Source organism: Parapedobacter defluvii (genome assembly GCF_014642075.1).
Lineage (GTDB): Bacteria > Bacteroidota > Bacteroidia > Sphingobacteriales > Sphingobacteriaceae > Parapedobacter > Parapedobacter defluvii.
Genome location: NZ_BMIK01000004.1, coordinates 196,684 through 217,882, shown reverse-complemented (window position 1 = coordinate 217,882; position 21,199 = coordinate 196,684). Strand labels below are relative to the sequence as shown.

The following is a 21,199-nucleotide window of genomic DNA, read 5'->3' as shown; positions in this document are numbered from 1 at the left end:
GGTTGTTCCATAGACACCAACTATGTTATTTTTGTACAACATAAATTATGCTGATCTTTAGCTATGAAGCCTTTTTTTATCCCTTCAATTGCCCTGATGTTCTGCGGCATCACTTGCGCTGTTGGCCAGCCCCTTATCCGGCCGATCCACTTTTCGGAAGTTATCCTCGACGACGGTTTCTGGAAAACATACGCCCACAAAGTCAGTGAAGTAACCGTACCGGTGTGCATGGAATATACAGAAGCCAAGACCGGACGAATACGGAATTTTGAACGGGCCGCAGGCCTGTTAAATGACGGAAAAGGCCATGAAGGAATCTATTATGACGATTCCGATGTCTACAAAGCCTTGGAAGCAATTGCCTACTCTCTCAAAATTTATCCCAGTCCACAGGTAGAGAAAAGAGCGGATGAATGGATCGATAAAATTGCTGCCGCGCAGGAACCCGATGGTTATATCAACACCTTCTATACGTTGACCGGTCTGGAAAACCGCTGGTCGGATATGGAAAAACACGAAGACTATTGCGCCGGCCATCTCATCGAAGCCGGCATTGCATACTATTATGCGACCGGCAAAAACAAGTTGATGAACGTAGGTATCCGAATGGCCGATCACATGGACAGTATCTTTGGCCCGGGCAAGCGCAACTGGGTGACGGGGCATCAGGAAGTGGAGCTGGCCCTGGTGAAACTGTACGAAGCTACCGGAAACAAGAACTACCTCAACCTGGCCAATTGGTTTATTTCTCAACGAGGTCACGGATATGGCGTGGGCAGAATATGGGACAATCCTGCCTGGGGACCCCGGTACTGCCAGGATGACCAGCCCATCGAAGCAATAAGCCACATCACCGGGCATGCCGTACGCGCCATGTACTACTACACCGGCGTGGCTGATGTAGCATCATACACCAAAAATACCACCTACCTGAATGCCATGCAACGCGTATGGGAAGATGTGGTTCATAAAAACGTTTACCTCACCGGAGCCATCGGCTCTTCCCGCCATAACGAGGGCTTTACGAAAAGCTTTGATTTGCCCAATGCTGAGGCATATGGTGAGACGTGTGCTTCTGTAGGAATGGTGTTCTGGAACCAGCGGATGAATCAACTGACCGGCAATGCGATGTACATTGATGTGCTGGAACGGAGTCTGTTTAATGGAGCGCTTGCAGGCATATCGCTCACCGGTGACCGCTTTTTTTATCCCAATCCCTTAACCAGTTATGAGGGTGATACCCGCAAGGAATGGTTCGGAACCGCTTGCTGTCCCTCCAATATCGCCCGCCTTTTGGCATCGGTCGGAAATTACTTGTATGCCCACGATGAGCACGATATCTGGTTGAATATCTATGCAGGCAGCAAAACAACCGTCTCCCTGAAAAATAACCGGGTAAAACTGACCCAACAGACCAATTATCCATGGGAAGGGTCTGTTTCGCTACTGTTGGAGCCCGAACACACCGGAGAATTTGCATTGCATCTGCGCATTCCGGGATGGGCACGCAACGATGCGATTTCCGGCGGCCTATACCGGTTTGCGAACACGGAAACACCGGATACCGAAATCCGCATCAATGGCAAGCCGACCCAGTATAAAATGGTCAATGGATATGCCATTGTACACAATACATGGAAAAAGGGAGATCGGGTTGATATCCGGATACCCATGGAAATAAAACGCGTATTGGCGTCAGACAGCGTGTCGCAAGACCGCGGTAAAGTTGCCCTGCAACGCGGCCCCCTGGTATATTGCCTTGAAGAAGCAGACAATGCCAGCGGAATTTTCAATGTCATCCTCAAGGATGATGTGCCGCTCTTGGAAACATGGGAACCCCACTTGCTGGGTGGCATATACACCCTATCCGGCGAGGTGGAAGCTGTCATACCCACTCCGGACCGCGCATCAGCCACCACGTCCGTGCAACCGTTTAAGGCGATACCTTATTTTGCATGGGCAAACCGCGGCAAACAACCCATGCAAGTATGGATTCCCCGCCGGGTCACATCGATTTTGTTGAATAAAGAATAAAAAATGTTGAAAATTCATCTCCCCAGCAATTGGATTTCCTGTCTGTTGTCAGTCACTGTGTTGTGCGCAATGGCATGCGATCACAACGGTGCAAGCAAGAGCCAGCGGGTGGTATCCATAGAAACCATGAATACCGTATTTGAAACAGTCAGGACCCCCCACAAATACGGTATCGTCCTCGCTCCGCCGGATTCGACCAAAATGGTCGATAGCCCCACGATCTTTCGGGTGGACAATACGTGGTACATGACGTATATCGTTTTCGATGGCAAAGGCTATGAAACATGGCTGGCAGAAAGCGCCGATCTTCTGCATTGGGACACCAAAGGGCGTATTCTATCGTTTACAGACACCACATGGGATGCTTCACAGAAGGCCGGTTATGTGTCGCTCATAGACATCGAATGGGGAGGAACCTATCAGCCGAGACAACAAAATGGCAGGTATTGGTTGTCCTATCTGGGCGGCTCCAGCCAAGGATACGAAGCAGGTCAGCTGGGCATTGGGTTGGCATCCACGGAGGATATCACGGAACCTCTTGAATGGACGCGCAACCCAACTCCGATTTTATCCGCTTCCGATGCCGATGCGCGGTGGTACGATAACCTGACCATCTATAAAAGTTTAATCATCGAAGATACCGAGGGGGTGACGGGACATCCGTATCTCATGTATTACAATGCAAAAGGACGGGAAAAAGATGCAAACGGCGAGGGATTCGAAAGCATTGCCATGGCGGTTTCTGACGACCTGGAAAACTGGAAACGCTACGGCGAACAACCGTTAATCACCATGCATCAAGGCATCTGCGGAGACGCACAGATTACCAAAATCAATGATCTGTATGTAATGTTTTACTTCGGCGCTTTCTGGCGCCCGGGAGCATTCGAACGTTTTGCTTGTTCCTATGATCTGATTCATTGGACACCATGGGAAGGCGAAGACCTAATCGCGCCATCCGAACCCTATGATAAGCAATTCGCACATAAACCCTGGGTAATCAAATGGAACGACGTGGTTTATCATTTCTACAATGCAGTGGGTGACCAAGGCCGTGTCATTGTGCTTGCCACTTCCAAAGATTTACGTACTGATACAACGTTGGAACCATGAAGTTATTGAAACACTTACTTTTTGTGACGCTGCTTGCTCCAACAGCAACGGAAGCGCAGGTGCTGAATCCGATGGATTTCAAGTTCTACATCGATGCATTCAACCAACATGACAACGAGCTGTATCGGCAGGCCATCCCGAATAGCGAAGCCTGGGCTTTCATTCAGGAGAACATTCCGTTTTTTGAATGTCCGGATAAACAACTGGAACAAACCTACTATTTCCGGTGGTGGACGTATCGCAAACACATTAAACATACCCCTGACGGATATATCATTACCGAATTTCTGCCGGAAGTACCGTGGGCTGGCAAATACAATTCGATCAGTTGTCCAGCCGCTCACCACTTTTACGAAGGCCGCTGGCTCAGGAATGCACAATATCTACGAGACTATGCCAAATTCTGGTTTAGTGGTGGCGGTAGCCCGAGGCTGTATAGCTTTTGGGCCGCTGATGCAATCCATGCATTCACTAAGGTCCACCCCGATGGGGAGTTTCTCGCCCACATGTTACCCTTGCTGGAAACCAACTTCAGGGAGTGGGAGAATAGCCATTTGGACACCAACGGCCTATTTTGGCAGTCGGACAACAGAGATGGGATGGAAGTATCCATTTCCGGGATACAAAGCAACAATATGGAAGGATACCGGGCAACCATTAATAGTTATATGTACGGCGATGCGAAAGCGTTGTCCGAAATCGCAAGCAGGCTGGGAAAGCAGGCCATCAGCGAACGGTTTGCCACCAAAGCTTTCCAGCTAAAAAGTAAGCTGCTTAACTTACTCTGGGACGAAGAAGCCGCTTTTTTCAAGGTCATTCCGAGGGGAAGTTCTGCGCTTGAGAAAACCGATGTCCGCGAATTACACGGCTATACCCCCTGGTACTTCTCCATCCCCGAAAACCGCCACTCGATTGCGTGGGCGCAGCTCATGGACCGAGCGGGATTCTGGGCTCCTTATGGCCCCACGACAGCCGAGCAGCGTCACCCGGATTTTAAGGTAGCATACGACGGCCACGAATGCCAGTGGAACGGCCCCAGCTGGCCCTTTGCCACCAGCATCACCCTCAAAGCGATGGCCAACCTGCTACATGGCTACCAACAACAGGTCGTAAATAAAAGGGATTACCTGGAAGTGCTGCTTACCTATGCCCGTTCGCATCAGCGGATCGATGAGGATGGAAATACAATCTCCTGGATCGATGAAAACCTCAACCCTTATACCGGAGACTGGATTGCAAGAACCCGGTTGAAAAACTGGTCCGAAGGAAGCTGGTCTGCCGGAAAAGGAGGAGTGGAACGCGGAAAAGATTACAATCATTCCTCTTTTTGCGACCTTGTGATCTCCGGACTGATCGGCCTATGTGCCGAAGAATCGGACACCCTGGTCATCGACCCCTTGCTCCCGAACGATACCTGGGATTATTTTTGCCTGGATTATATTCCCTATCGGGGCAAGTCGCTAACCCTGTTATACGATCGCACCGGAATGAAGTATGGAAAAGGAAAAGGCTTCCGGGTATTCGTCAACGGTATACTTAGATCCGAAGCGGATCAACTTCAAAAACTCACCATAGAACTATGAATAATTCTATCACAAACAGATTGCGGGCGCTTATATTCATTGCGTTCATCATTGCCTGCAACCAAACTTTTGCGCAAAACTACCTGAATAACCGTGCGCCATTGAAAAGCAAGCCGTATATGGAGTTGCCCTTGGGAAGCATTAAACCCGATGGTTGGCTACGAGAGATGCTCATCAGACAAAAAAATGGTGCAACCGGCCAATTGGAGCAACTGTACCCGGCGGTGATGGGTGCACGCAACGGATGGCTGGGAGGCGACGGCGATCAGTGGGAACGTGGCCCTTATTGGATAGATGGATTGCTGCCCCTGGCTTACCTGCTTGACGACGACACACTGAAAGCTAAAGTCCAACCGTGGATCGAATGGGCCATCGCCAGCCAGAAACCCGACGGTTATTTTGGCCCGGATACAGACTATGGCCCCGAACGCGGTCTGCAACGCGACAATGCACATGACTGGTGGCCAAAGATGGTGATGCTGAAAATCTTGCAGCAATACTACTCAGCCACGCACGATGAACGTGTCGTCAAACTGATGACCAACTATTTCCATTACCAGTTGAACACCCTGCAAGATAAACCACTCGCTCATTGGACCTTCTGGGCAGCGTATCGCTCAGGCGACAACCTTCAAGCAGTGTATTGGCTGTATAACATTACCGGCGAAAAGTCTCTGTTGGCATTGGCGGAACTACTTCACAAACAGGGAATAGACTTCACCTCCCTATTCGAAGAACGAGAAGTGCTGACCAGCATCAACCGCATCCACTGTGTCAACCTTGCGCAAGGCATTAAAGAACCGGTCATCTATTACCAACAAAATCCCAATCAACGCTTTCTGGATGCGGTCAAAAGAGGCGTTGCAGATATCCGGAAATTCAATGGACAGCCTCAGGGCATGTACGGTGGCGATGAGGGACTGCATGGCAATGTTCCTACGCAGGGATCCGAGTTCTGCTCGGCCGTGGAATTGATGTTCTCCCTGGAGAAAATGCTGGAAATCACGGGCGATATTCAGTTTGCGGAACATTTGGAACGCGTTGCTTTCAATGCGCTGCCCACCCAAGCCACGGACGACTTTATGGCCAGGCAATATTTCCAGCAAGCCAATCAGGTACAGATCCAACGCCGGGCTTATAATTTCAATACCAACCACCACGGCACCGATGTTATATTTGGATTGCTTTCCGGATACCCATGCTGCACTTCAAACATGCATCAAGGCTGGCCGAAATTCACACAGAATCTCTGGTATGCAACCGATGACGGCGGACTGGGGGCACTGGTATACGCACCAAGTACGATTACCGCAAAAGTGAACCAAGGGATAAACGTAAAAATTACCGAGGAAACCCGCTATCCGTTCGAAGAATCTATACGGTTCCATATCTCCATACTTGATGATGTTGATTCCGTACATTTTCCTTTTCACCTGCGGATGCCCTCCTGGTGCGACAACCCCAAGATAAAAATAAATGGTCAATCGTGGTTCCCGTCGTCCATAGATGGAGGTATCGCCATAATTGACCGCACATGGAAGTCAGGAGACACGATCACCTTGGAGATTCCCATGGGCATACACACCAGTAAATGGTACGAAAACTCCATAGCCGTAGAGCGGGGACCCTTGGTATATGCACTAAAGATAGCCGAGCGTTGGGAAAAAAGGGCGTTTACAGATCGTGATACTACGTTTGGATCCCATTATTTTGAAGTGTATCCCGAATCTCCCTGGAACTATGGCATCCTGGATTTTTCCCAAAATGACCTCCAGCATGTATTCAAAGTGGTGCACAAAAAAGGCACCGATCCGGATTATCCGTGGAACTTGGAAAATGCACCCATCGAAATCAAAGCCATTGGAAAACGGATGCCCCAATGGCAATTGTATAATGGAATGGCCGGACCGCAACCTCACAGCAATGTCTATCAACCAGACATCGACACCCCGGAGGAAGAAATAACACTCATTCCCTATGGTTGTACTACGTTGAGGATTTCGGAATTCCCCGTTATCAATAGGTAATATACTGTTAACTGCAATGCTACAAACCCACTCTACTCATACCTCAATGCCTCTACCGGATCAAGCCGGGAGGCTTTTGAGGCGGGGTAATAACCCGATACCATACCCACTCCCACACACACAGCAACACCCAGTATAATCCAGTGCCAGGGGATGATGAAACTTGCTCCCATCAACACCGCCAAAAGATTACCGATCAATATTCCAAGAAAGATGCCCGCAAAACCTCCCATCAGGCAAATGACCACCGCTTCGGTGAGAAACTGCCTGCGGATAACACGGGGTGTAGCGCCGATGGCTTTGCGTATGCCGATTTCCCGGGTGCGCTCCGTAACCGATACCAGCATGATGTTCATCAGGCCAATGGAGGCACCAAGAAGTGTAATCAAGGCGATGATAATGGCTCCCCACCGCACATACATCAAACTGTCAAACAGGATCTGTGCCACCGCGTCGCTTTTCGTGATTTCAAAATTAGTCTCCTGACCAACCCGCACACCACGTACATTGCGGAATAAAGCAGTAGCTTCCCCGATTGCTGAATCCATATGCTGCGGGTTTCCTACCATCACTGTAATGGTATACGAAGGCTGCCCGAAAGCCATGACGGCACGGGCTTTCAATAGCGGAATTACACAGGTTTTGTCTCCGCCGAAGCCTCCGCTCGAACCCTTGTCTTCCAGCACACCGATGATCGAATACCGCGCGTTCCCGATCGTGATGAATGCGTCAAGCGGATCTTCATTCTTCTTAAACAGCCGCTTAACAATCTCGGAGCCCACAATCACAACATTGCTTCCATATTCCACCTCCCGCTGCGAAAAATTGCGTCCTAAGGATAATTTATATCCGGCGGTCTCCAAGTAATTTTCATCCGCACCGAGAATATTAATGTTCGGATTGGTCTCTTCGCTCTTGTATTTCGCTATGGCTCCTGTCGATGCATACGTGCTCAACGATACCACAGCCGGATAATCAAACTGGTCTTTGAAATTCTTGGCCTGGTAATAAGTGATGGGGGCAAATTGTTTTGGGCGTGTACCCCCACCCCCGATCTGTACATTGATTCCCCGGTTGCGGATGTTAAACGAGTTGGATCCCATCGCAGAAAAAGAGTCGGTAAGTGAGCTTTTAATGGCGTCGATTGAGGTCAGAATTCCTACCAGTGCGGTGATTCCGATCGCAATAATCAATGCCGTCAAAAAAGTACGCAGCTTGTTACTGCTGATCGATTGCAGCGACAGCTTTACATTTTCCGTATTGGACATTTGCACCGACATCTCACGTAATTATCGCTAATTAGACACGGTCCACAGCAGGGTGTTACACGATTTCCCTTATTTATTTAGTTGACTGAAGAGCCAGGGGAGCAAGTCAGGTTCAGCAAACGCGGAATCCCAGCTGTTGTGATTAGCTGTCGGGTAAAACGTGTATTTCGGGTTGGCACCAAGCCGCTTCAATTCGGCAACAATGGCATGTGAGTGCGTTGACGGCACAACATCGTCCTGTTCCCCATGAAATATCCAAAGCGGCACATGGGCATATTTCTTGACGTTGGATGTATGATCTCCCCCACAGATGGCAAAGGCACCCGCAAATACCTTGGGTTTGCGCCGCAGCGCTTCATACGTTCCCATTCCTCCCATAGAGAGCCCCCCGATATAGACCCGCTGTTCATCCACCGCTTCATTTTTTAACACGTCTTTTACCAAACGCAGGAATAATGCCATTGCTGTAGACGGCTTTCCACCTGTGCGGAAATAGAATTCCCGGCTACCCCCTTCCCCCGATTGAATATCCACATTGCTCCAGTACGAATCGGCAGGACATTGCGGAAAGATGACGATGGCTGGAAACGCCTTGCGCACACTATCCGATAAAAACAGATTTGCCCCATGAACCAGTTGCTTCTCGTTGTCATTTCCCCGCTCACCCGCACCATGGAGAAAAAACAATACGGGATAATTACCATTGGGGTCGTAGCCTTCGGGGAATAGTATGCGATAGGGTAGTGTATCGCCCCTGTACACCAGCTGCTTAGCCTCAAAGTCAGACAAATTCTGCGCATACGCCCCCATACAGACAAACAGACTTCCTAAAACAAACAGCAGTTTTCTTTTCATTATTCAAAATGGGTCAACCTACTTTGACCGCTAAAAATACGAGTTTATTCCGTACCGCCAAAAATTAAACGACATCTGCCAGATTCTTCTTGAATGCGGAGGGTGACACCCCATACTTATTCTTAAAGGCCGTGGAAAAATAGGCAGGCGAGGAAAAACCGGTTTGATAAGCTACGCTATTGATGGGTACGTCTTGCTGCAGCAGTAGCTTTGCACGCTTCAACCGGTGGCCCGAAATATAGTCGTTGATGCTGCAATCCAGCAGTGATTTAACCTTCCGGTATAGTTGGATACGGGATACTGCCAACCGCTCGCAAAGGTAATCTACATTCAGCTCACTGTTGGCGATGTTTTCTTCTACCACCCATGCGAGTTCACTCAGAAACCGCTTATCGGCAGCGGCGATGTAACCAGGTGGCCGCAATTCTGCCACTTCGCTGCTGAAATGCCGTTGCAGAATCTTACGGTTGGCAATCAGGTTTTGGGCCACGACCAGCAGATAATCCATATTGAATGGCTTGGTCAGGTAGGCATCCGCCATGGACTCAAGGCCCGTCCGTATTTGTTCATCCGTTCCCCGGGCGGTCAGCAAGACCACCGGTATCGTAGCCGTCCGTACATCGGCTTTCAGCTTGCGTACAAGTTCGGTACCCAACTCCTTCGGCATCAGTACATCCGAAAGGATAAGATCGGGTAACTGTTCGACTGCCTCGCGAAAGCCTTCTTTCGCATCGGGGGCGGTAAAGACCGTAAATCGCTCGGCAAACTTGTCTGCCAAAAATTGACGCATTTCTGCGTGGTCTTCTACAATCAAAACGGAGTGTGTATTCATTGCGTACCCCTCCACTTCGCCTACCTGCTCCTGTTCCATTGCCCGCGCATCGACCTTGGGATCCAACATAGGCAACTCGGTGCCCACGCGATGGAAATCTCGTTCGGTTTCCGGAAAAGCGGGAACAAATTTCTCTTCCTCGCTAAGGTGATCACTGCCCCCCGGGAGGCAGATCGACACGGTCGTACCACACCCCCGCTCACTGTACAAGGCGATACGGCCATGATGCAACGATGCAATTTCCTTACACAGTGCCAAGCCGATACCCGAACCCTGCGCATGGTTTTCACCCTGATAAAACGGTTCAAACAGGTGCGGAAGGTCTGCCTCGGCGATACCGACACCGGTGTCGACTACCTGTATCTCCACCCAGCCCCGGTCAGACGACGGTTCAGTCAACCGCAGTACAATGTCACCACCTTCCGGTGTAAACTTGAATGCGTTTGACAGCAGGTTGTACAACAGTTTCTCCATCAGGTCCTGATCAAACCACAACGTGGTTTCCGAAGCTTCGTTTTCTAATCGGAGGTTTACCGCCCGTTGTTGTGCCAACGGCCGGAAGCATTGAACCACACTGCTGCAAAACAGCAACAAACTTTGCCGCTTTGCCTTAATATGCAACCCTTCGTATCCAACCCGCCGCAGGTCTATCAATTGCGAAACGAGGTGCTGCAGAATCAACGCGTTCCGCTTGATGAGCGCAAGCGAACGATGGGTCCCTTCAGGCAGTTTGCCGTTTTTCAGCAGCTCCTCCAAGGGAACCAGAATCAGTGAGAGCGGTGTTTTGAACTCGTGGGAAATGTTGGTGAAGAAATTGATCTTTGCCTCCGCCGCCTGCTCCACCTCCTTGGTCATTTCCAGGATACGCTGCTGCTGTTCGAGGATTTCATGGTTCTGGTGTTCCAACTGCTTGTTTTTATCCCAATTGGCTTTCAGCGAATAAAATGAAATCCCCGCGAAAACCACAACAAGTACCAAACTTACCACAAGGATGTTAAGCACCCGCCGCTGGTTGCTGAATATTTTTTGTTGCTCCGCAAACAACTGCTGTTGTTTATCAATGTCCCGCTGCTGGCTGATGATTTTATCGGTCTGCAGCCGCATCAACTGTACATTGGTAGAGTCTACAACCAACGTCCCTAAAATATTCTCCCGTTGATAAGGTTGATCCTTGAGAATAGCCATCGCCGTTTGGATGCATTCTTTGCCCCCCGTGGGATACAGCATGGACGCGTCCAATACATTTTCGGCCACAAAATGCAAGCCGTTGTTTTCCCCGGGCAGTGCATCCACCCCAACAATCTTTATTCGATTACCGGGCAATGCTTCCTGTAATGCCTGATAGGTTCCCAGTGCCATTTGATCGTTGTAAGCGAAGATGGCATCCGCAGTCGACAACTGTGCTGCCTGCCGTGCCACCTGCGACCGGGCTACGTCTATCAGCCACTGTCCATTCACTTGTAGCAGCAACCGGATACCCGGATACGCGTTTAACGCATCGTGCAATCCCCGTTGCCGCTCGATGGTCGCCGAAGATCCCGGCAATCCGGTCACCTCACTGATTGTGCCCCGTCGACCCAATTGTTCGGCAAGGTATTGACCCGCCATGTAACCAATTTTATAGTTGTCAGCCCCCACATATGCGTGGTATTGACCGGACGCTGTTTTACGGTCCGTCACGATCACCGGGGTGCCACTGCGAAAGATATCGTCTACGACTGGTGTGAGCGGCTCTGCTTCATTGGGAGACACGATAATCAGGTCGGGGCGCATACGCTGCAACTCGTGCAACTGCCGTATTTGTAACTCACTGCTGTTATCCGCGTCGCGATAGATAAACTCCACGTCGGGGTAAAACGAAAGTTCTCGTTTCATTTCCTCCAACATGGTTTGCCGCCATGCATCGGATCCCACACACTGTGAAAACGCGATGCGATACGCCGGTTTATGGTCTCCCAAACCACAAGCTTGCATAAGTGCTACCAAGCATATGATAATCCAAGATTTTCTCATCGTTTTTTACCGTCAAAAGATCCTGAATGGTTTTTTATACCATTTTTCACCGGGTTTATAATTACAAGTGAAGTTAAGAAAAATTGCTTTTCATATAACCCATCCTGTGATAAAACAGCAAAACCTAGCCGATTCTGTGTTCAATTATTGAAAGTCCCGATACAAAATTGAAATCCGTTTAGTTTGAAAATTATACAACAAGCTGATTATAAGCTATTTGTTTAAAAAAACAAAAACTGAATGATTTTGCAACAATCCTGAACATCGCGAAATCCCAACCCCCATACATTTGCTGCTGATTGCACCAATTTATAAACGTAACATTCCTTATGACAAAAAACACAGTAATTGCATGGTCGTTCGTGGTGGCTTTGGGTGGTTTTCTTTTCGGCTTTGATACCGCCGTCATATCCGGGGCAGAAAAATCCGTCCAACTCCATTGGAACCTCAGTGAAATACAGCATGGCGTTACGATGGCTATCGCCCTGGTGGGTACGGTAGTCGGTGCCCTGATGGGTGCCTATCCTTCCGACAGGTTCGGTCGAAAGCGTACGTTGTTCGTTATCGCCGCCCTGTATTTCTTCTCGGCCCTTGGCACAGCCCTTGCGCAGGATTGGTACCTATTTATTCTTTTCAGGTTTTTGGGTGGCATCGGTGTAGGGGTCTCATCGGTAACTGCACCCATTTACATCTCAGAAATATCACCGGCAGACAAGCGCGGCCGCCTCGTGGGTCTTTTCCAGTTCAATGTGGTACTTGGCATCCTCGTTTCTTACCTTTCCAATTACCTCATCGGACAGGGGGGCGAAAATTCGTGGCGATGGATGCTTGGTGTACAGGCACTACCCGCCGCCTTGTTTTACCTCCTCATTCACTACGTACCCGAAAGCCCCCGTTGGCTACTTCTATATCGCAAAAACCGCGAATCTGCCTTAGCTGTTTTGAAGAAAATCAACCCCTTGAATTACCACGAAGAGCTGGAATCCATCTTAGCCTCCGCAAACACGGCAAACGGCAACAGTCAGGCTTCGCTGTTCAATAAAAAATACCGCTTCCCCGTGTTCTTAGCGATTACCTTTGCGGTATTCAACCAGGTTTCGGGCATCAATGCCATCATCTACTATGCACCGCGCGTTTTCGAGATGGCAGGACTGGGAGCACAAAGCTCCCTGCTCTCGACCGTGGGCATCGGGGTAGTCAATTTTACCTTCACCTTAATCGCCATCAACGTGATTGATAAAGTGGGCAGACGCAAATTGATGCTGATTGGCTCGGTTGGATTGATTGCCGCGCTGGCACTCGTATCCCACTCCTTTTATTCCGAAAACCCCAATGGATTGGCCGTGACAGTATACCTGATGATTTACATCGCGTTCTTCGCTTTCTCGCAGGGAGCGGTGATCTGGGTATTCATCTCGGAGATCTTTCCAAACGAGGTGCGCGCAAAAGGGCAGACGCTGGGCAGCCTGACGCACTGGGTAATGGCCGCCGTCATCACTTTCTTCTTCCCGATGCTCAGCGAATGGGCAGGCGGGGGTACGACGTTCTTGGTGTTTGCGTTGTGTATGGTGCTTCAGCTCCTGTTTGTCATCCGCCTTATGCCCGAAACCAAAGGGAAATCATTGGAGCAGATCGGCGGAAACTTAATACATTGATGGATAGAAAAAAAACGGATATGGAAACCGGGCGTAAACAGGTCGTTTGTTATGGAGAGGTGTTGTGGGACGTATTGCCCTCGGGCAGGAAACCGGGCGGTGCCCCCATGAATGTCGCTTATCACCTATGCAGATTAGGCATACCCAGTGTCCTAGTCAGCCGGATAGGTGATGACACCGACGGCAGGGCGCTATTGGATTTCCTCAGCGGCATGGGAATAGCGATTGATTTTGTACAGGTCGATGAACAGTACGAAACAAGCCGCGTCATGGCAACCATCGGGAGAGACAACGAGGTATCCTATCAAATTTTAGAACCGGTCGCTTGGGATTTCATCCAGTATGATCCACGTCTCTCGACGTTGATCCATACCTCGGATGTATTGGTATATGGCAGCCTGGCCGCACGCAGCACACAAAGCCACGCTACCCTGCAGCAATTACTCGATCACGCCAAATACCGCCTATTTGATGTTAACCTGAGACCGCCTCATTATACACCGGAGCTTATCGACGGATTGTTCCGCCGTGCCGATGCGGCCAAGCTCAACAGCCATGAACTGGCACAGGTATCCAATTGGTTGGATATAGGTAGGGGCAGCGAAGACGAAAAGGTCCGCCGATTACAGGAGCGCTATGAATTAGGGGAAATCATCGTAACCAAAGGGGCACAGGGAGCTTCATACTATACTCCGGGTACCCGTCGGGACTTCCCCGCCATTCGCGTATCCGTAACGGATACCGTGGGAAGCGGCGATGCCTTCCTGGCCGCTTTCTTAGTACAGAAACTGCGGGGTGAAGGAAATGAAACCCTGTTGGAGTTGGCTACGGCACTGGGGGCGTACGTTACCACGAAAACGGGAGCTTGTCCGCACTATTCCCGGGCAGACCTGGATCATTTCATATGGGAAAATACCCTCCGGAAACGCGAGGATAAGAAAGCACCGCACAACTAAATGATTTGAAAACCAATTAAAAATGAATTATGAATAAACAAAAACAGAAAATGAAACGCTGCCTGTTCTAGTCAGGCCGGCTAACCAAGCATACCCCATATCGGGTATGACCGATGAATCAATTGGGTAAATCGCACACGGAAAGGCTTTTCTGCTGTGGTGAGGTTTTATTTCTAATACAAAAAAAATGAGCAAAAAATTAGTATTCATGATTTGCTTTGGGCTCTTCTTCAAACTGATGCAGGCCCAGGAATCGCAGATCACCGGTCAGGTGACCGATGCAAACGGAGAACCGCTTGAGTTGGTGACAGTTACTGTCGTGGAAACCAACTTAAGTGCAAAAACGGACCAAAATGGTACATTCCACATCGGCGCGTCCGTAGGACAAACATTGCGCTTTTCATTGGTGGGTGCTGAGCCAAAAACCCACAAAATAACGGATATTGCCCCCATCCAAATCCAGCTGGACATCAACCTAGCCCTGGAAGAGGTGGTGGTAACCGGCTACCAAGTGCAGCGCAAAGCCGACCTGACGGGGTCGGTAGCCGTGGTTGATATGAAAGATTCAAAAGACATCCCGTCGGGTAGCGTACTCCAAAACATCCAGGGCAAAGTACCGGGCCTGTATATCCAGTCGGACGGCTCGTCCAGCGGGCGGGCCCGTACGGTAAGCATACGGGGGCAAAATACACTGGGTAATACAAGCCCGTTGTATATCATCGACGGAATACCTACCACGGACCCCAACATCCTTCAGTTCATGGACCCCAATACCATTGAGTCCATGCAGGTATTAAAAGATGCTTCGGCCGCTTCCATATACGGATCGCGCGCGTCCAATGGCGTCATCGTCGTCACGACCAAGCAGGGCAAAGACAAGGTAAGTGTATCGGTCAATTCAAGCATCACCGCCGCCAGCATCAACCGGCGCATCGATATGCTCGATACGGAGACCTACGGGCGCGCACTGTGGCGGGCTTCGGTCAATGACGGAACCCCCACCTCCGCCCATTCGGCATTGTATAGCTTTGAAGAAACCGGAGAGGGTAGCGCGAAGACATTGCAACGCGTCATTCCCGTACAATACATCAATGGCGATACCAACATCCCCTCCGCAAATACCGACTGGCAGGATGAAGTGTTCAAAACCGGGATTGTCAGCAATACCAATGTTACGTTCTCCGCAGGCAATGACAAGAGTGCCACGCTGTTTAGCTTCGGCTATTTCTCCAATTCGGGAACGGTAATCAACAACGCCTACGACCGGTTTAGCGGCCGGGCAAATAACTCGGTCAACTTGTTCAATGGCAAACTCAAAATCGGCGAAAACTTCCAGATCATCAAGGCAAAAGAAAACCCAATGGGCGGCGATCAGTACGGCCAGGCGGGATGGGATGCCACCGGAAAGAGCCGTTTGGTTCCCGTAGGGTCCAATCCCATCCAATTGGCCACGACGATACTACCCATCCTCCCCGTACGCAAGCTGGATGGCTCGTTTGCCGGCCCCATCGGAAGCGGATTTTCCGATCGGATGAATCCGGTTTTCCTGGCTGATCTGGATAAGGACGACACCAATTCCGACCTCCAGACATTCGGAAATGCCTACCTTGACTTCAAGCCGATTAAAAACCTTACTTTCCGGTCAAACTTCGGTATCGACTATACATATAACAACGACCGGAACATCGAACGTACATATTCCCACGGTTTCATCAACCGCACCGTTAACAACCTCTCCGTCGCACAGCGCAACGTATTCAATTGGACCTGGTCCAGTACCATCAACTACCTGTATATCCAAAACAAATCACGCCTGAATGTGATGGGCGGTATGGAAGCCATCAAGAACTCCATCAAATACTATCAATCGCTCAAACAGGGTTTTGCTGTACAAAGCGACGAATACTTCCAACTCGGGGCCGGTACGGGCATCGCATCCAATGACGGATTTTCATTGGGCAACCAGCTTGTGTCGTACTTCGGTAAAGCTGACTACTCGTTTGACGAGCGCTACCTGCTTTCAGCTACCCTGCGTTACGACGGTTCATCGCGGTTTGGAGAAAACAATAAATTCGGCATGTTTCCCGCCGTTTCCGTGGGATGGGTGGTCAGCAACGAGGGGTTCATCAAGAATCAGCTGGATTGGGTATCAAACTTGAAACTCCGGGCAGGTATGGGTAAAACAGGTAACCAGGAAATCGGCGACTATTCGCGGTTCCAGACATTTGTCACCAATTACGGTACGGTGGAATCGACCATCCGGGCAACGGGTACAGCCTACGACATCAACGGCGACAATACCGGCAACCTGCACTCGGGTTACGTGGCCAAGCAATCGGCTAACCCCAACCTGCGCTGGGAAACCACCAATGAGCTGAATGTGGGGCTCGATTTCGGATTCCTGGCTAACCGGCTCACCGGATCGTTCGACTATTTCAACCGGGAGACATCCGATATCCTGGTAACGCCACCAACTCCGGGCGTACTGGGAGAAGGGGCAGCCAAAACGGTCAATGGGGCAACCATGCTGAATAAAGGCTTTGAGGTATCACTGGGTTATCAAGATCAGCAAGGTGACCTGTTTTATTCCATTACGGGAAATGTCTCGCACTTCCACGATGAAATCACTTACCTGCCGTCATCCGTGGTACGCTCTTTCCCCGGAAACGTGGAGAAAGACATCCTGGGCCGCTCGCGTTCCTCGCTGTTTGGCTATGTCACCGATGGGCTTTTCCAATCCCAGGAAGAGGTTGATGCACACGCTACCCAACCCGGCAAAGGGATTGGGAGGATACGGTACCGCGATTTAAACAGCGACGGTACCATCAATGCACTTGATCAGGACTGGTTGGGCACTGAACTTCCGGGCTTCATATATGGGGTAAACGTCCAGGTGGGTTACAAAAACTTCAGCCTCGCTGTATTCATGCGCGGGGTAGGACACGTCACGGTGAATGATGGCAGCAAAAACTACACGGACTTCTTGGGTACCGCTTCGGGGGTAAATAAAGGCTCGCGGCTGCTCGATGCATGGACACCCGAAAACAGGGGTTCCAACATTCCCGCACTTTCCCTCGTAAATGCCAATAACGAATTGCGGGCTTCAGACTACTTTCTGGTCTCGGGCGACTATTTCAAGATCCAGCAGATCCAACTGGGCTATACCCTGCCCGAGCGACTGACCAGGGCTGCAAAACTCGGCTCCGTCCGCATTTACGGGGTCGCAGACAATGCGCTGCTGTTCTTCAACAAATCGAAAGACAAGATCTTTACAGGTCCGGACCCCGAAACACCGGGTGCCATCTACCCACGTCCCATCCGGTATACCGTTGGACTTGATATACAATTTTAATTAGGTAATCCTTAATACATAAAATGATGAGAAGGAATCAATTATTCGCGGTTGCGATTGCCCTGATAGGGGGTACAGCCCTCTCCTGTTCGGAATCCTTTCTGGATGTCACGCCCGAAGGGGTGATATTGGAAACCGACCTGAATAGTGTCCAGAAAACAGAAGATTTGATTATCGCCGCCTACGCCGGCGTCTCCAATACGGGTTGGAACTTTACCTGGAACAGTGACTATGTTTGGGGAAGCATCCGCTCAGACGATGCCTATAAAGGCGGAAGCGGCGTCGCAGACCAAGGGGCAATCAATGACCTGGAACAATACCATTTGGTCACCCCCGCCGTGGCCGGCTACCAAAACAATACGTGGATAGGGGTTTACCAAGCCATTTCCCGTATTAACCTCGCCTTGCTAAAACTGGATGGGTTTACGGACGATCAGTACGCCATCACGGGGCTACAGCAGGCCAAAAGCGTACGGCAGGCCGAATTGCGTTTCTTACGAGGGCACCTGATGTTTATCCTCAAGCGCCTGTTCAACTATCCGGTGTGGATCGATCATACAGTTCCCCAGGAAGAGACCAAAAACATTTCCAACCGACAGTTTACCAGCGACCAATTGTGGGATAAAATTGCCGAAGATTTCCAATACGGTGTGGATCACCTGCCGGACGCCCAGCAACAAGTGGGCCGCCCCAACAAATGGGCTGCCATCTCCTACCTCGCCAAAACCCGCCTGTACCAGGCATACGTGCAAAACGATGCACATGCCGTGGTCAGCATCGACCGGGCAAAGCTGGAAAGCGTGGTTTCGCTTACCGATCAGGTCATCCAATCCGGCAAGTATTCGCTGGTTGACAACTTCGGGAAGAAATGGACATACGGCTACGAAAACAACAGCGAGTCGATATTTGCCATCCAATATTCCCTCGACGATGGAACAACCTGGGGAAGGGTGGATTTCGAGCATGGACTCAATTATAACATGGCTTCGGCTTACGGATGCTGCTCGTTTCACCACGCCAGCCAGAATCTGGTCAATGCATTCAAAACCAATCCGGCAAGCGGTCTCCCCCAATTCGAGCACTTCAACGACGCTCCCATGAGTGCCCCCGGGGATTTCCAAGCCCCCAACACGGTAGACCCCCGTTTGGATCACACGATAGGGGTTGTCTCCCACCCCTTTAAATACGACGTGGATTTTGTGGTTCAGCCCTCGTGGTCCAGAACCCCCGCCGTATACGGCTACTTCTTACCCATGAAAGAAATACAGTTACAGAGCAGCGGGGCAATTCGCAAAGGCGGGGCTTTCTTTGGCAGCGCCCAGAACTGGGACATCCTCCAATACAACGACGTCCTGCTGATGAAGGCGGAAGCCCTCATCGAATTGGACCGGCAAGAAGAAGCCCGGCCCATCATCAACCACATCCGGGAACGCGCATGGGCATCGACGGCCTGGACAACCTATCCGGCGGGTCACCCGCAAGCCGGCCAGGGTTTCTCCAACTATAAGCTGGGACTGTATGACGGAAGCAACCTGCCCTGGACCAAGGATAACGCCCGGCTTGCCCTGCGCTGGGAGAGGCGCCTGGAGTTCGCCATGGAGAGCCCCCGTTTCCACGACCTGGTGCGATGGGGCATCGCCGCCGAGGTGCTTAACGGCTATCTCCAAAAAGAGAAAGCCCTACGGCCCCACCTGAGCAGCGCCGTATTCACTGCCGGAAGAGATGAATACCTCCCCATACCTCAGGCACAAATTGATTTGGTGGATGGGTTATATGAACAAAATCCCGGTTACTAAGAAAAAACGGAATGAAAAAGAAATTCGCATATCTATTCACGGCAATGGCCCTCGCCTCGGTACACGTGGAGTTTGGCTTTGCGCAGGCAGACCGTCCTCCATATAAGTCGCCCGTACCGTTCTACCGGTTTTCCACAACCCTGGCCGAGCAGCAAGCCGAGCTCGAAAACAACGAACTGACGAAACGCTTTCAGGCATCCCGGAAAAAGCAGGCCAACGATCCCTATCGGCCGTTCTATCACTTCGTAAGTCCGGAAAGCACGCTGAATGATCCCAACGGATTGAGCTACTGGCAGGGAAACTGGCATCTTTTCTACCAAGCATATCCGCCGGAAGACCCCCGGCAGCATTGGGGTCATGCCATCAGCCCAGACCTCGTCCACTGGAAAGACCTGCCCTACGCCATCTACCCAAGTCCGGAGCGGGCGGTATTCTCCGGGTCGGTGTACGTGGAGGATGATCGTGCAATCGCCATGTATCACGGCACGGAAGCCGGCAACATGGTGGCGGTCTCCAGCGACCCCCTATTGCTGAATTGGGAAAAGGTAACGGGAAATGCCGTCATTCCCCTGCGGGGGAAAGCGGGATTCCCGCTTCCCTACAGCGTATTCGACCCTTCCATTTGGAAACACGGCGACGTCTATTATTCACTGTCTGCCGGACGGGCACCCAAAGGTCCCGGAAACCGGCAGGTACCGGTGGGGTATTTGTTCCGGTCAAAGGACCTAGCCAACTGGGAATACATGCACGAATTTGTTGAAAACGATCGTTTCACCCTAATCGGGGATGACTACGCATGCCCTTATTTCTGGCCCATAGGCGATCGGTACATCATGCCTTTCTTCAGCCACATGAGCGGCGGCCAATACCTATTGGGGGATTATGACACCGTGCGTCATAAATTCGACGTCACCAGTGCGGGAAAATTCAACTTCGGTCCGGCAACCCCCTCCGGCGTACACGCACCCTCGGCCACACCGGATGGCAAGGGAGGCGTTATCGTGCTATTCAACATAAACGCGGGCAAGCCGACAGGCGAATGGAACCAAATCATGTCCCTGCCCCGCAGGCTTACCCTGATCGGTAAAGACGAAATCGGACAGGAACCCGCAGGAGACCTCGAATCACTGAGGCATCAGCATGTATCCGTGCAGCCCATGACACTCCCCGCCAACAAAGAGGTCGTCCTGAACAATGTCAAGGGAAATGCAATGGAGCTTTTGATGGAAATCGACCCACAGGATGCCCCGGTATTGGAATTGAATGTCTTACGCTCGGCGGGCAAGGAAGAGTTTACCCGCATTGTCTTCATGAAGAACCGGGGAATGGGACCGGGCCGGGACTACCGGAATGGACAAATCGCACCCCTGCGAACGGACGGTCAGGGAAGTCCCTCATCACCGCCGGCATCCAATCCGCCAGCGCGTCAAAGCCTGATATCGCTGGAAACCGCTTCTGCCTCCCTGCATCCGGACGTGATGCCACGGGGACCGGAAACAGCATTTTTTACGATGGATGGGGGCGAAACCCTACAGCTGCGCGTGTTCATAGACCGGAGCGTGGTGGAAGTTTTCGTAAACGGCAAGCAGTGCCTGGCCGCGCGCATATACCCCAGCCGCAAAGATGCCGTGGGCGTATCCTTGCTTTCAAAAGGCAAAGAGGCCCAACTGAAATCGCTGGATGCCTGGCAGATGAAAAACATATATGAGTAGACC

The 21,199-nt window shown here is 50.9% G+C and carries 12 protein-coding genes; 9 read left to right on the top strand and 3 right to left on the bottom strand.

What is annotated here, in order from left to right; genetic code table 11:
• Positions 1–63: 63 nt before the first annotated feature.
• The 4 genes from IEX60_RS09085 to IEX60_RS09070 are packed head-to-tail and all read left to right on the top strand — an operon-like array spanning position 64 to position 6,757.
• Positions 64–2,034: a glycoside hydrolase family 127 protein gene (locus IEX60_RS09085; protein ID WP_188749745.1), complete on the top strand. Its 1,971-nt coding sequence runs from the start codon at positions 64–66 to the stop codon at positions 2,032–2,034.
• 3 nt (positions 2,035–2,037) lie between these two features.
• Positions 2,038–3,147, top strand: a complete 1,110-nt coding sequence (locus IEX60_RS09080) for a glycoside hydrolase family protein (protein ID WP_188749743.1) — start codon at positions 2,038–2,040, stop codon at positions 3,145–3,147.
• Positions 3,144–4,730 (top strand): MGH1-like glycoside hydrolase domain-containing protein, encoded by a 1,587-nt coding sequence (locus tag IEX60_RS09075; protein WP_188749741.1) that lies wholly within the window; start codon positions 3,144–3,146, stop codon positions 4,728–4,730. Before IEX60_RS09080 ends, IEX60_RS09075 begins: the two co-directional genes overlap by 4 nt.
• Positions 4,727–6,757, top strand: coding sequence for a beta-L-arabinofuranosidase domain-containing protein (locus IEX60_RS09070; RefSeq protein ID WP_188749739.1), 2,031 nt, complete (start codon positions 4,727–4,729; stop codon positions 6,755–6,757). The genes IEX60_RS09075 and IEX60_RS09070 overlap by 4 nt, the downstream gene beginning before the upstream one ends.
• A gap of 32 nt (positions 6,758–6,789) precedes the next feature.
• On the opposite strand, the gene IEX60_RS09065 is transcribed toward IEX60_RS09070, so the two are convergent.
• The 3 genes from IEX60_RS09065 to IEX60_RS09055 form a co-directional block, all read right to left on the bottom strand.
• Positions 6,790–8,037, bottom strand: a complete 1,248-nt coding sequence (locus IEX60_RS09065; protein WP_188749737.1) for an ABC transporter permease — start codon at positions 8,035–8,037, stop codon at positions 6,790–6,792.
• Between the two features lie 57 nt (positions 8,038–8,094).
• Positions 8,095–8,880: a carboxylesterase family protein gene (locus IEX60_RS09060; RefSeq protein WP_188749735.1), complete on the bottom strand. Its 786-nt coding sequence runs from the start codon at positions 8,878–8,880 to the stop codon at positions 8,095–8,097.
• A 64-nt stretch (positions 8,881–8,944) separates the two neighbouring features.
• The gene (locus tag IEX60_RS09055) at positions 8,945–11,725 is read right to left on the bottom strand and encodes a hybrid sensor histidine kinase/response regulator transcription factor (RefSeq protein WP_188749733.1); all 2,781 of its coding nucleotides are present in this window, start codon (positions 11,723–11,725) and stop codon (positions 8,945–8,947) included.
• A gap of 329 nt (positions 11,726–12,054) precedes the next feature.
• On the opposite strand from IEX60_RS09055, the gene IEX60_RS09050 reads away from it, so the two are divergent.
• From IEX60_RS09050 to IEX60_RS09030, 5 genes are all read left to right on the top strand, one after another.
• The gene (locus IEX60_RS09050; protein ID WP_188749731.1) at positions 12,055–13,380 is read left to right on the top strand and encodes a sugar porter family MFS transporter; all 1,326 of its coding nucleotides are present in this window, start codon (positions 12,055–12,057) and stop codon (positions 13,378–13,380) included.
• Positions 13,380–14,336, top strand: a complete 957-nt coding sequence (locus IEX60_RS09045) for a carbohydrate kinase family protein (RefSeq protein WP_188749729.1) — start codon at positions 13,380–13,382, stop codon at positions 14,334–14,336. The genes IEX60_RS09050 and IEX60_RS09045 overlap by 1 nt, the downstream gene beginning before the upstream one ends.
• Before the next feature lie 187 nt (positions 14,337–14,523).
• Positions 14,524–17,688, top strand: coding sequence for a SusC/RagA family TonB-linked outer membrane protein (locus tag IEX60_RS09040; RefSeq protein WP_188749728.1), 3,165 nt, complete (start codon positions 14,524–14,526; stop codon positions 17,686–17,688).
• A gap of 23 nt (positions 17,689–17,711) precedes the next feature.
• On the top strand, positions 17,712–19,484 hold the full coding sequence (locus tag IEX60_RS09035) for a RagB/SusD family nutrient uptake outer membrane protein (protein WP_229717489.1): 1,773 nt from the start codon (positions 17,712–17,714) through the stop codon (positions 19,482–19,484).
• Between the two features lie 11 nt (positions 19,485–19,495).
• Entirely contained in the window at positions 19,496–21,196 is a 1,701-nt protein-coding gene (locus tag IEX60_RS09030; protein ID WP_188749726.1) for a glycoside hydrolase family 32 protein, read from the top strand.
• Positions 21,197–21,199: the final 3 nt, after the last annotated feature.

Coding starts and splice junctions, on each gene's coding strand:
- IEX60_RS09035 (WP_229717489.1), top strand. CDS start 17,712: ATGATGAGAAGGAATCAATTATTCGCGGTTGCGATTGCCCTGATAGGG.
- IEX60_RS09050 (WP_188749731.1), top strand. CDS start 12,055: ATGACAAAAAACACAGTAATTGCATGGTCGTTCGTGGTGGCTTTGGGT.
- IEX60_RS09070 (WP_188749739.1), top strand. CDS start 4,727: ATGAATAATTCTATCACAAACAGATTGCGGGCGCTTATATTCATTGCG.
- IEX60_RS09045 (WP_188749729.1), top strand. CDS start 13,380: ATGGATAGAAAAAAAACGGATATGGAAACCGGGCGTAAACAGGTCGTT.
- IEX60_RS09080 (WP_188749743.1), top strand. CDS start 2,038: ATGTTGAAAATTCATCTCCCCAGCAATTGGATTTCCTGTCTGTTGTCA.
- IEX60_RS09055 (WP_188749733.1), bottom strand. CDS start 11,725: ATGAGAAAATCTTGGATTATCATATGCTTGGTAGCACTTATGCAAGCT.
- IEX60_RS09040 (WP_188749728.1), top strand. CDS start 14,524: ATGAGCAAAAAATTAGTATTCATGATTTGCTTTGGGCTCTTCTTCAAA.
- IEX60_RS09065 (WP_188749737.1), bottom strand. CDS start 8,037: ATGTCGGTGCAAATGTCCAATACGGAAAATGTAAAGCTGTCGCTGCAA.
- IEX60_RS09060 (WP_188749735.1), bottom strand. CDS start 8,880: ATGAAAAGAAAACTGCTGTTTGTTTTAGGAAGTCTGTTTGTCTGTATG.
- IEX60_RS09075 (WP_188749741.1), top strand. CDS start 3,144: ATGAAGTTATTGAAACACTTACTTTTTGTGACGCTGCTTGCTCCAACA.
- IEX60_RS09030 (WP_188749726.1), top strand. CDS start 19,496: ATGAAAAAGAAATTCGCATATCTATTCACGGCAATGGCCCTCGCCTCG.
- IEX60_RS09085 (WP_188749745.1), top strand. CDS start 64: ATGAAGCCTTTTTTTATCCCTTCAATTGCCCTGATGTTCTGCGGCATC.